The following is an 11,857-nucleotide window of genomic DNA, read 5'->3' as shown; positions in this document are numbered from 1 at the left end:
GGCCCGCCCCCGGTCCGGCCCCCCGCCGCCCGGGGGCCCGCCCCCGCGCGGGTCGGCGCCACGGGACGGGTCCATCCCCCGACCGGGGGCACGGTGAGGCGAGGCGAACGAGTACGACGGGGACGTGGCGGAAGTGAAGCTGGACGACCTTCTGGGGGAGTACTACGAGCTGGAACAGCAGCTCGCGGACCCCGAGGTGCACGCTGACCAGAACAAGGCGCGCACACTGGGCAAGCGGTACTCGCAGCTCACCCCCATCATCGAGGCCTACCGGGCGCTCAAGGGGGTCGAGAGCGACATCGGGGCCGCGCGCGAGCTCGCCGCCGAGGACCCCTCCTTCGCCGAGGAGGCGGACCGGCTGACCCTGGAGGCCGAGGCCCTCACCGAGCGCCTGCGCTTCCTGCTCATCCCGCGCGACGCCGCCGACGACAAGAACCTCATCATGGAGGTCAAGGCCGGTGAGGGCGGCGAGGAGTCCGCCCTGTTCGCCAGCGACCTCGTCCGCATGTACCTGCGCTACGCCGAGCGCCAGGGGTGGAAGACGGAGATCATCGACTCCACCCTCTCCGACCTGGGCGGGTACAAGGACGTCACGATCGCCTTCAAGAACAAGGGGACCCCCGAGCCCGGCGCCGGCGTGTGGCCGCAGCTCAAGTTCGAGGGCGGCGTCCACCGCGTCCAGCGCGTGCCGGTCACCGAGTCGCAGGGCCGCATCCACACCTCCGCCGCGGGTGTGCTGGTCGTCCCCGAGGCCGAGGAGATCGAGGTCGACATCCAGGACAAGGACCTGCGGATCGACGTCTACCGCTCGTCCGGGCCCGGCGGCCAGAGCGTCAACACCACCGACTCCGCGGTCCGCATCACCCACCTGCCGACCGGCATCGTCGCCTCCTGCCAGAACGAGAAGAGCCAGCTCCAGAACAAGGAGCAGGCCATGCGCATCCTGCGCGCCCGCATCTACGCCGAGGCCCAGGCCAGCGCGGACGCCGAGGCCGCCGCGGAGCGCAAGAGCCAGGTCCGCACCGTCGACCGCTCCGAGCGCGTGCGCACCTACAACTTCCCGGAGAACCGCATCTCCGACCACCGCGTCGGCTACAAGGCCTACAACCTCGACCAGGTCCTCGACGGGGAGCTGGACGGGGTCGTCAAGGCCCTCGTGGACGCCGACACCAAGGAGAGGCTCGAAGCCGCGCAGTCATGAACTTCCTGCTCGACGAGGTCGCCCGCGCGACACTGAGGCTCGCGGAGGCGGGTGTGGCATCGCCTCGCACGGACGCCGAGGAGCTCGCGGCGTTCGTGCATGGTGTCCGTCGAGGGGAACTGCACGCGGTGCGCGACGCCGACTTCGACGCCCGCTACTGGGAGTGCGTCGCCCGCCGCGAGGCCCGTGAGCCGCTCCAGCACATCACCGGTCGCGCCTACTTCCGCTACCTGGAGCTCCAGGTCGGCCCCGGGGTGTTCGTCCCCCGCCCGGAGACCGAGATCATGGTCGACTGGGCGATCGAGACCCTGCGCGCGATGGACGTCGCCGACCCGCTCGTCGTCGACCTGGGCACCGGCTCCGGTGCGATCGCGATCTCCATCGCCCAGGAGGTCCCGCGCTCGCGCGTGCACACCGTCGAGATCGACCCCGTCGCTCTGGAGTGGGCCCGGCGCAACATCGACGCCACCGGCCACGCCGACCGGGTGGCCTCCCACCGCGGCGACATGCGCACCGCGCTGCCCGAGCTCAACGGTCGTGTCGACCTGCTCATCAGCAACCCGCCGTACGTGCCCACCCGGGAGTCGGGCGCCATCCCGCCCGAGGTGCGCGACTACGACCCGGCCCCGGCCCTGTGGTCCGGCGAGGACGGGCTCGACATGATCCGCGACCTGGAGGCGGTCGGCCGCCGCCTGCTGCGCCCCGGCGGAGCGATGGCGATCGAGCACCACGACGGCCAGGGGATCGACATCCCGTGGCTGTTCCCCGAGGACAAGGGCTGGCGCGACGTCCTCAACCGCAAGGACCTGGCCAGGCGCGACCGCTTCGTGGTCATGCGCCGCTCCGACGAGGACGGATAGAGGAGTCCCCGCCGGTCCCACTCTCCACCCCCACCCGACCCGTTCGAGATTGAGGTGAACGCTGGTGAGCCGCATCTACGACTGCGCGGACGAGACCGCCCGCAAGGACGGCGTCGCCGACGCCGCGTCCGCGGTACGCCGAGGCGACCTTGTCGTGCTGCCGACCGACACCGTGTACGGCATCGGCACCGACGCCTTCAGCCCGACCGCCGTGGCGAATCTGCTCGCCACGAAGGGACGCGGCCGTGACATGCCGCCGCCCGTGCTGGTCGGGTCGATGCGCGCGGCCATGGCGCTCGTCGACGACCTGGGCAACCACGGGCGGGACCTCATGGAGGAGTTCTGGCCGGGCCCGCTGACCCTGGTGTGCACCGCGACCCCGAGTCTGAACTGGGACCTCGGTGACACCAAGGGCACCGTGGCCGTGCGCATGCCCATGGACCCGGTCGCCCTGGAGCTGCTCAAGGAGGTCGGGCCGATGGCGGTGAGCAGCGCCAACAAGTCCGGTCAGCCCGCAGCCTCCCGTGTGGAGGAGGCAATCGAGCAGCTCGGGGAGGAGGACGTCGCGGTCTACCTCGACGGCGGTGTGTGCGAGTCCCCGGTCGCGTCGACGATCGTCGACCTCACCTACGCGGTCCCGCGCGTGCTGCGCACCGGCGCCATCAGCATCGAGCAGCTGCGCGGCGTGTGCGGCACGGTCATCGGCGAGCTGCGCAAGGGGAGGACCAAGCCGAAGGCGGACGGGGAGGCGGAGGACTCCGAGAACACCGCCGGCGCCACGGCCCCCGAGGGTGCCGCCGACGCCACGGCAGCCGACGGCACGGGGAACACCACGTCCCCGGAGGGCGCCCCGGGCACGGCCACGACCGACGAGACCCCGGACCGTACCGAGAACTAGAGGGGCCCGGACGTGCGGGAGTACGCACTCACCTTCGTCATCGCCGCCGCGGTCACCTATCTCCTGGTCCCGCTCGTGCGCCGCGCCGCCATCGCGTTCGGGGCCACGCCCCCGGTCCGCGACCGCGACGTGCACACCGAACCCATCCCGCGCCTGGGCGGGATCGCCATCTACGGCGGGTTCGTGGCGGCGCTGCTGATCTCCGCGCAGCTGCCGCACCTGCAGAACGTGTTCGTCGCGCACACCTGGCGCGGGCTGCTGCTGGCGGGCGGGCTGATCACCGTCATCGGGATCATCGACGACCGCTGGGGCATGGACGCGCTCAGCAAGCTGGCCGGGCAGGTGGCCGCGGCGGGCATCCTCGTGTCCCAGGGCGTGCAGCTGCTCTGGCTGCCGCTGCCCGGGACACAGCTCTCCCTGGGGCCGTGGCTGGGCGCGATGATCTCGGTCCTGCTCATCGTGGTGACCATCAACGCGGTGAACTTCGCCGACGGGTTGGACGGCCTGGCGGCGGGCATCGTCGGCATCTCGTCCCTGGCGTTCTTCGCGTACTACTACGTGGTCGCCGTGGAGCAGGGCTTCGTGCGCCAGTCCTACCCGGCGATGATCGCGATCATCCTGGCGGGCACGTGCGTGGGCTTCCTCTTCCACAACTTCCACCCGGCGCGCGTGTTCATGGGCGACACCGGGTCGATGCTGCTGGGACTCCTGCTCACCTCGATCACCATCACGGTGACGGGCCAGTTCGACGCCAACACCGCGCAGCAGGAGTTCAACTCCTCGGGCCTGGTGGTCTTCCTGCCCATCCTGCTCCCGTTGCTGGTGATCGCCCTTCCCCTCGCCGACCTCGTGCTCGCGGTCCTGCGGCGCACCCTGGCGGGCAAGTCGCCGTTCGCCCCCGACCGCGGCCACCTCCACCACCGTCTGCTGGACATGGGGCACAGCCACGTGCGCGCGGTGCTCCTGATGTACCTGTGGGCCGGGATCGTGGCCTTCGCCGCGGTGTCGCTGTCCATCTTCGACTCCCCGGCGATCGTGTTGACGGTCACCGCGCTGGTCGCCCTGTGCGCGGCCGGACTCATCGCGCTGCCGCGACTACGGCGCCGCGGTCTGCTCCCGTGGAGCGGTCGGCGCGGGGCGGCTGCCAAAAATCACTATCCGACATCCGATGGATGAAGGAACGGTCACGCGCGGGGCCGGGGTTCCGCGAAGCCGCCGTGTCTGACCTGCGATGTCGGGCTCCGCGTGCGATGTGGTGAAGGTGACATCGATCCCGAAAAGCGTGCACACAGCGGCCTTCGCGCGGCGTTAAGGGTGCGTTAAGGAACCCCGGGATTCGGCACCAAAAACCTTGTGATAGCTTTCACGAGCAGGATCCCACTGAACCCCACGGAGCTTTGTCATGCAGGAACACGACGCCCGGATTCTCCGAGGCGCCGCGCTTCCGACTGCCGTCGTCGGCGTGGTCGCGCTGATCGTCGGCTTCGCTCTGGCCGGGCCCCAGGGCCTGTTCGGTGCGCTCTTCGGCGTGGTGCTCGTCATCGGCGCCTTCGGCGTGTCGGCCTTCGTCATCTCCTGGACCGGCGGTCGCCGACCGGAACTGCTGCTCCCCGTGGCGTTCCTGGTCTACACGACCAAGCTCGGTATCCTGCTGGCCATCCTCCTCCTGTTCAGGGGCACCACGGCCCTGGACACCACCGTCTTCGGATGGACGGCGTTGGCGTGCGTCATCGTGTGGCTCGCGGCCCAGGCCGTGGCCGTGAAGCGGAGCAAGCAGCCGACGATCGTCCCCGACGGGGAACAGGACGAGGCCACCGCTGAGGACAGCGGAGCACACCAGTGAACCCGCGCGGGCGGGGTGGTGTGCGCAGCCCGCTGACCTACTGCTATCTTCCGGAGCGAGATGAACGAGAACCGAAACGGGGACGACGAGGGACCGTCCACCCCGAACGGAACGACTCTCGTCTCGTATCTGCTGGGGGGCCTCGCCTTCTGGGGCGGCGTGGGCTGGGTCGTCGACTGGGCACTGGGCTTCTCCGCCCTGTTCCTGCCCATCGGGCTGGTCGTCGGCCTGGTCGGCGGGATCTACCTCATCTACGCCCAGCATGTCCGGTCCTGACCGAACATCGAGGTGCGCCCGTCCGCGCGGAGCGCGGCACCGTACCGATCACAACCCTGAGGATTGAGTTGCGTCACGACGAAAGGGATCGCCGTGGGTGCTGACGTGAGCGTCGTCGCGGCGTCCGAAGAAGGCTGCCACATTTTCAACGACTTCGGCTGTGGGTTCGAGGCTCCCGGAGTCAGCCTCTTCTTCCCCACGCCGTGGGTCGACTTCGGGCTTCCCGGAACCTCCGGCCTGAACAAGTACTACCTGGTCGCCGTGGTCGCCGTTCTGGTGGCCGCCGCCTTCTGGTACTTCACCACGCGCAAGGCGAAGGTCGTCCCCGGCCGCGGCCAGAGCATGGCCGAACTGCTGGTCGGCTTCATCCGCGACCAGGTCACCCGGACCGCCATCGGCAAGGAGGGGGACAGGTACCTCCCCCTGATGGTGACCCTGTTCATCTTCATCTTCAGCATGAACGTCATGGGTCTCATCCCCGGCCTCCAACTGCCGGTGACCTCCAACCTGGCCTTCCCCGCGGTCCTGGCCATCATCATCTTCCTGCTGTGGAACTACGTCGGCATCCGGCGCCACGGGTTCGGCGGCCACTTCAAGGCCCGACTGGTCCCCGGCGGCGTCCCCGCCTGGATCCTGCCGATCGTCGTGCCGATCGAGGCGCTGTCGAACTTCGTCATCCGCCCCGGCACGCACATGATCCGTCTTTTCGCGACCATGTTCGCCGGGCACCTCCTGCTCGCGCTGTTCGCGGCCGCCGGGTTCTACATGTTCAACCCCACCTCCCCGATGGGTCCGCTCTTCGGCGCCATCTCGGTGGGCTACTCCGGTCTCGCCCTGGTCGGCTTCCTGCTCTTCACGGCCTTCGAGCTGTTCATCATGGCGGTCCAGGCCTACGTCTTCGTCCTCCTGTCCTCCATCTACATCGGTGAGGCACTGGAGGGCGCGCACTAGGAGTCCGGCCGCACGGCCCGCGACTCCGCGCACCCCAAGACCCCGTCCGATACGTCACCTCACACCGGCGACACCATGGTCGTCGGCGAGAAGTAAAGGGAAAATCAGCATGGACATCACCGGTAGCCTCAACACCATCGGTTACGGTCTCGCCGCCATCGGCCCCGGCATCGGCGTCGGCCTCGTCTTCGGTCTCGGCGTGCAGGCCATCGCCCGCCAGCCCGAGGCGCGCGGCGTCCTCCAGGGTCAGATGATCTTCGGCTTCGCGGTCATCGAGGCCCTCGCCATCCTCGGCTTCGTTCTCGCGTTCGCCCAGGCCTAGACAGCGGTTCACAGAACGCGAAGGGGATGCCAACCGTGATTTTGGCAGCTGAACATGAGAACGTCCTGCGGATTCACTGGGACGAGTTCACCTTCGGTCTCATCGCCTTCCTCGTCATCCTCGGCGTCGTCTACAAGATGTGGCCGAAGCTGACGAAGGCGCTTGACGAGCGTGCCGACCAGATCGAGGGTGGCATCGCTCGCGCTCAGAAGGCCGAGGCCGAGGCGGACGAGATCCGCCAGCAGTACAAGGAGAAGCTCGAGGAGGCGCACCGCGAGTACGCCCAGGAGCTGGAGAAGGCCAAGGAACAGCGCGCGGCGATCATCGCCGAGGCTCGCGAGGAGGCCCAGGCCGAGGCGCGTCGCATCGTCGAGGCCGCCCAGATCCAGATCGAGGCCGACCGCCAGCAGGCCTTCCTCCAGCTCCGCGGTGAGATCGGCGCCCTGTCGACCGAGCTCGCGACCCGCATCGTCGGTGAGACCCTCAGCGACGACGCCGCGCGCTCGCGCGTGGTGGACCGGTTCCTGGAGGAGCTGGAGCAGAGCGAGGCCTCGACGCAGGCCGAGGTGCGCTGATGCGTGGTATCAGCCGTACCTCCCTGGCCGAGGTGACCCGGCGCCTGGACGAGAACGTCCTGGCGTCGGCCGACGCCGGTCAGTTCGCGGTCTCCCTGGGCGGCGAGCTCTTCGAGGTCGTCGCCCTGCTGGGCGGGGAGCACTCGCTCCGCCGCTGGCTGGCGGACCAGTCCAACCCGGCCGAGGCCAAGACCGCCCTGGCCGGGCAGCTGCTGGAGACCAAGGTGTCGCCGTCCACGCTCATCGTGGTGGGCGACGTCGTCCAGCAGGACTGGTCCTCCGCGGCCGACATGGTCGAGGCCGTCGAGCGCATGGGCGTGTACGCCACCGTCGCCTCCGTCGAGGGCACGCGCCTGGACGAGCTGGAGGACGAGCTGTTCCGCTTCCAGCGGATCGTCGTCGCCCAGCCGGAGCTGCGCGCGGCGCTCACCCGTGACGGTGTCGCCGCCGAGCACCTGCGTTCGCTGGTGGAGAGCCTGCTCGCGGACAAGGTCAACGCCGCGACGCTGGCCCTGGTCAGCGAGGCGGTCGCCCGCCCCAGGGGACGTACTCTGGAGCAGGCGCTCGAACACTTCGGGCAGCTGGTCGCCGAGCGGGCCCAGCGGTACATCGCCGTGGTCCGCGCCGCGCACGCGCTGAGCGAGGCTCAGCAGGAGCGCCTGCGGGCCGTGCTCACCCGGAAGTACGGCCGCGACATCCACCTGAACATCGAGATCGTCCCCGAGGTCCTGGGTGGACTCTCCATCCAGGTGGGCGACGAGGTCATCGACGACACCATCGCCGGGCGCATCGCTGAGGTCCAGCGCCGTCTGGCTGGCTGACACACGCGAACACGCAAGGCAAGCACGCACGGCGCCGGCCCGGCGCCATTTGAGAGCAAGGACAACGCAGAGATGGCGGAGCTGACGATCCGGCCGGATGAGATCCGGGACGCGCTGCAGCGCTTCGTCCAGTCGTACGAGCCTGACGCCACCCGCGCGGAAGAGGTCGGAACCGTCACCTACTCCGGTGACGGCATCGCCCGCGTCGGTGGCCTTCCCTCGGCGATGGCGAACGAGCTGCTGAAGTTCGAGGACGGCACCCTGGGCCTGGCCCAGAACCTGGAGATCGGTGAGATCGGTGCTGTCGTGCTGGGCGACTTCACCAGCATCGAGGAGGGCCAGAAGGTGCGCCGCACCGGCCAGGTCCTCTCGGTGCCGGTGGGCGACAACTTCCTGGGCCGCGTGGTGGACCCCCTGGGCGCCCCCATCGACGGCAAGGGCGAGATCGAGACGACCGAGCGGCGTGAGCTGGAGCTCCAGGCCGCGACGGTGATGGAGCGCAAGCCGGTCCACGAGCCGCTCCAGACCGGCATCAAGGCGATCGACACGATGACCCCGGTCGGCCGCGGTCAGCGCCAGCTGGTCATCGGCGACCGCCAGACCGGTAAGACCGCGGTCTGCATCGACGCGATCATCAACCAGAAGGCCAACTGGGAGACCGGCGACCCCGACAAGCAGGTGCGCTGCATCTACGTCGCGATCGGCCAGAAGGGCTCGACGATCGCCGGTGTGCGCGGCGCCCTGGAAGAGGCCGGCGCGATGGAGTACACCACCATCGTCGCCGCTCCGGCGTCCGACCCCGCGGGCTTCAAGTACCTGGCCCCCTACACCGGTTCGGCCCTGGGCCAGCACTGGATGTACGAGGGTAAGCACGTCCTCATCGTCTTCGACGACCTGACCAAGCAGGCCGAGGCCTACCGCGCCGTGTCCCTGCTGCTGCGCCGCCCGCCGGGCCGTGAGGCCTACCCGGGTGACGTCTTCTACCTGCACTCCCGTCTCCTGGAGCGCTGCGCGAAGCTTTCCGACGAGATGGGCAGGGGTTCGATGACCGCCCTGCCGATCATCGAGACCAAGGCGGGCGACGTCTCGGCGTACATCCCCACCAACGTCATCTCCATCACCGACGGCCAGGTCTTCCTGGAGAGCGACCTGTTCAACCAGGGTCAGCGCCCGGCCATCAACGTCGGTGTCTCGGTCTCCCGCGTCGGTGGCGCGGCGCAGACCAAGGCGACCAAGGGCGTCTCCGGTACGCTCCGACTGAGCCTGGCCCAGTACCGCGAGCTGGAGGCGTTCTCCGCCTTCGGTTCCGACCTGGACGCGGTCTCCAAGCAGCAGCTGGAGCGCGGCGCCCGGATGATGGAGCTGCTCAAGCAGGGCCAGTACTCCCCGTTCTCCATGGAGAAGACGGTCGTGTCCATCTGGGCCGGCACCACCGGCAAGCTGGACGACGTCCCGGTCGAGGACGTGCGCCGCTTCGAGGAGGACTTCCTGGCCTACCTCGACCGCGAGCACGCGGGTGTCCTCGCGAGCATCCGCGACACCGGCAAGTTCGAGGACACCGACAAGAAGACCCTCGAAGGCGCGGTCGAGAAGTTCAAGCAGGGCTTCCAGACGTCCGCCGGCACGATGCTGGGCGCTGAGGCGCTGGACGAGGAGAAGGTCGGCCAGGAGACCATCAAGGTCGCCAAGGGCGGGAAGTAACCCATGGGTGCACAGCTTCGCGTCTATCGCCGGAGGATCCGCACGACCAAGTCGACCGCGAAGATCACCCGCGCGATGGAGCTCATCGCCACGACGCGCATCACCAAGGCGCAGCGTGCGGCGGAGGCTGCCGGACCCTACGCGCGGGAGATCACGCGGGCCGTGTCGGCCCTGGCGGCCCGGGTCAGCGACCACCCGCTGCTGACGGAGTCGGACCAGCCCACCCGCGCGGCCGTCCTCGTCATCACCAGTGACAAGGGCCTGGCCGGCGCCTTCTCGGCGAACGTGCTCAAGGAGGCGGACTCCCTCACCCAGCTCCTCAGGGAGCAGGGCAAGGAGGTCCTGACCTACATGGTGGGCCGCAAGGGTGTGATGTTCTACGGCTTCCGCGACCGTCCGGTCGAGGCCAAGTGGGAGGGCATCACCGAGCGGCCGACCTACGCGCACGCCCAGGAGATCGGCTCCGCGCTGCTGGAGAAGTTCACCGCCGACGCGGCCGACGGCGGCGTCGACGAGATCCACGTGATCTCGACGGAGTTCGTCTCCATGCTGACCCAGCGCGCGCACACCGTCCGGACCCTTCCCATGGAGGTCGAGCCGGTGTCGCGGGAGGAGCTGGAGGCCGAGCAGGGGCCGCTGTCCCTGTACGAGTTCGAGCCGTCCGCGGAGGAGGCCCTGGACCGACTGCTGCCGCAGTACGTCAACAACAGGATCTACTTCGCGCTCCTGGAGTCCGCCGCGTCCCAGCAGGCGTCCCGTCGCGCGGCCATGAAGGCCGCGACCGACAACGCCGAGGAGCTCGCCAAGAACCTGACCCGACTGGCCAACCAGGCGCGTCAGGCCGAGATCACCAACGAGATCAGTGAGATTGTCGGCGGTGCCGACGCGCTCGCTGCTGCCAGCGCGGGAAGTGAGTAACAAAAGTGACTGCGACTGTTGAAGGGACGGCTGGGGCTGGCACCGCCACCGGCCGTATCGCCCGGGTCACCGGCCCGGTCGTCGACGTGGAGTTCCCCGTCGGCTCCCTCCCTGCCCTCTACAACGCCCTGCACACCGACGTCACCGTCGGCGGCAAGGAGAAGACCATCACCCTGGAGGTCGCCCAGCACCTGGGTGACAACCTGGTGCGGGCCGTCTCCCTCGCCCCGCAGGACGGCATGGTCCGCGGCGCCGAGGTGCGCGACACCGGTGCCCCGATCAGCGTCCCCGTGGGCGACGTCGTCAAGGGCCACGTGTTCAACACCCTGGGCGAGTCCCTGGACGTGCCGACCTCGGAGCTGAACGTCACCGAGCGCTGGCCGATCCACCGCGACGCCCCGGCCTTCGACCAGCTCGAGTCCAAGACCGAGATGATGGTCACGGGCATCAAGGTGATCGACCTCCTCACCCCGTACGTGCGCGGTGGAAAGATCGGTCTGTTCGGTGGCGCCGGTGTCGGCAAGACCGTGCTGATCCAGGAGATGATCACCCGTATCGCCCGCAACTTCGGCGGTGTGTCCGTGTTCGCCGGTGTCGGTGAGCGCACCCGTGAGGGTACGGACCTCTTCCTGGAGATGGACGAGATGGAGGTCCTCCAGGACACCGCTCTCGTCTTCGGCCAGATGGACGAGCCCCCGGGCACCCGTCTGCGCGTGGCGCTGTCCGCTCTGACGATGGCGGAGTACTTCCGCGACGTCCAGAAGCAGGACGTGCTCCTGTTCATCGACAACATCTTCCGTTTCACCCAGGCGGGTTCGGAGGTCTCCACGCTGCTGGGCCGCATGCCCTCGGCCGTGGGTTATCAGCCCAACCTGGCGGACGAGATGGGTCAGCTCCAGGAGCGGATCACCTCGACGCGTGGTCACTCGATCACCTCGATGCAGGCGATCTACGTCCCCGCGGACGACTACACCGACCCGGCTCCGGCGACCACCTTCGCCCACCTGGACGCGACGACCGAGCTCTCCCGCCCGATCTCGCAGAAGGGCATCTACCCGGCGGTGGACCCGCTGGCCTCCACCTCGCGCATCCTCGACCCGCAGTACGTGGGAGAGGAGCACTACCAGGTGGCCCAGCGCGTGAAGGAGATCCTGCAGCGCAACAACGACCTGCAGGACCAGATCGCCATTCTCGGTATGGACGAGCTGTCCGAAGAGGACAAGATCATCGTCAACCGGGCGCGGCGCCTGGAGCGCTTCCTCTCGCAGAACATGTTCGTCGCCGAGAAGTTCACCGGCAACCCGGGCGTGTTCGTGCCGCTGGAGGAGACCATCGCCTCCTTCAAGGCGCTCTGCGACGGTGAGTACGACCACCTGCCCGAGCAGGCGTTCCTCGACGTCGGCAACATCGAGATGGCCGTCGAGAAGGCCAAGAAGCTGCAGGGCTAGTTGTTCTTGCGGGCGGGTCGGCCGTGCGCCGACCCGCCCGAAC

General features: G+C 68.9%; 13 protein-coding genes. All 13 read left to right on the top strand.

Annotated elements, in window-relative coordinates; all coding sequences use genetic code 11:
• The first annotated feature begins 133 nt into the window (after window positions 1–133).
• On the top strand, window positions 134–1,201 hold the full coding sequence (gene prfA / locus AB0I72_RS11265; RefSeq protein WP_358566643.1) for a peptide chain release factor 1: 1,068 nt from the start codon (window positions 134–136) through the stop codon (window positions 1,199–1,201).
• Complete coding sequence (prmC, locus tag AB0I72_RS11260; protein WP_358565813.1) at window positions 1,198–2,061, top strand: peptide chain release factor N(5)-glutamine methyltransferase; 864 nt, start codon at window positions 1,198–1,200, stop codon at window positions 2,059–2,061. Before prfA ends, prmC begins: the two co-directional genes overlap by 4 nt.
• A gap of 64 nt (window positions 2,062–2,125) precedes the next feature.
• Window positions 2,126–2,959, top strand: a complete 834-nt coding sequence (locus AB0I72_RS11255; protein WP_358565810.1) for an L-threonylcarbamoyladenylate synthase — start codon at window positions 2,126–2,128, stop codon at window positions 2,957–2,959.
• A gap of 12 nt (window positions 2,960–2,971) precedes the next feature.
• Window positions 2,972–4,135, top strand: coding sequence for an MraY family glycosyltransferase (locus AB0I72_RS11250; protein ID WP_358565807.1), 1,164 nt, complete (start codon window positions 2,972–2,974; stop codon window positions 4,133–4,135).
• A gap of 226 nt (window positions 4,136–4,361) precedes the next feature.
• Window positions 4,362–4,802 carry a hypothetical protein gene (locus tag AB0I72_RS11245; RefSeq protein ID WP_358565804.1) on the top strand — a complete coding sequence of 147 codons (441 nt, stop codon included), beginning with the start codon at window positions 4,362–4,364 and terminating at the stop codon, window positions 4,800–4,802.
• 60 nt (window positions 4,803–4,862) lie between these two features.
• On the top strand, window positions 4,863–5,078 hold the full coding sequence (locus AB0I72_RS11240; RefSeq protein WP_358565802.1) for a hypothetical protein: 216 nt from the start codon (window positions 4,863–4,865) through the stop codon (window positions 5,076–5,078).
• Between the two features lie 93 nt (window positions 5,079–5,171).
• The gene (gene atpB / locus AB0I72_RS11235; protein WP_358565799.1) at window positions 5,172–6,029 is read left to right on the top strand and encodes a F0F1 ATP synthase subunit A; all 858 of its coding nucleotides are present in this window, start codon (window positions 5,172–5,174) and stop codon (window positions 6,027–6,029) included.
• Window positions 6,030–6,138: 109 nt separating this feature from the next.
• Window positions 6,139–6,351, top strand: coding sequence for an ATP synthase F0 subunit C (gene atpE, locus AB0I72_RS11230; RefSeq protein WP_358565796.1), 213 nt, complete (start codon window positions 6,139–6,141; stop codon window positions 6,349–6,351).
• Between the two features lie 26 nt (window positions 6,352–6,377).
• Window positions 6,378–6,926 (top strand): F0F1 ATP synthase subunit B, encoded by a 549-nt coding sequence (atpF, locus tag AB0I72_RS11225; RefSeq protein WP_358565793.1) that lies wholly within the window; start codon window positions 6,378–6,380, stop codon window positions 6,924–6,926.
• A complete protein-coding gene (locus AB0I72_RS11220) occupies window positions 6,926–7,747 on the top strand; it encodes a F0F1 ATP synthase subunit delta (protein ID WP_358565790.1) in 822 nt (273 codons plus the stop codon). The genes atpF and AB0I72_RS11220 overlap by 1 nt, the downstream gene beginning before the upstream one ends.
• Window positions 7,748–7,819: 72 nt before the next feature.
• The gene (gene atpA / locus AB0I72_RS11215) at window positions 7,820–9,448 is read left to right on the top strand and encodes a F0F1 ATP synthase subunit alpha (RefSeq protein WP_358565787.1); all 1,629 of its coding nucleotides are present in this window, start codon (window positions 7,820–7,822) and stop codon (window positions 9,446–9,448) included.
• 3 nt (window positions 9,449–9,451) lie between these two features.
• Window positions 9,452–10,366: a F0F1 ATP synthase subunit gamma gene (locus tag AB0I72_RS11210; protein WP_358565784.1), complete on the top strand. Its 915-nt coding sequence runs from the start codon at window positions 9,452–9,454 to the stop codon at window positions 10,364–10,366.
• A gap of 5 nt (window positions 10,367–10,371) precedes the next feature.
• Window positions 10,372–11,814 carry a F0F1 ATP synthase subunit beta gene (atpD, locus tag AB0I72_RS11205; protein ID WP_358565781.1) on the top strand — a complete coding sequence of 481 codons (1,443 nt, stop codon included), beginning with the start codon at window positions 10,372–10,374 and terminating at the stop codon, window positions 11,812–11,814.
• Window positions 11,815–11,857: the final 43 nt, after the last annotated feature.

The sequence above is a fragment of the Nocardiopsis sp. NPDC049922 genome (assembly GCF_040660275.1).
Lineage (GTDB): Bacteria > Actinomycetota > Actinomycetes > Streptosporangiales > Streptosporangiaceae > Nocardiopsis.
The sequence above is the reverse complement of the archived record's forward strand: the minus strand, read 5'-3'. Positions and strand labels throughout refer to the sequence as shown.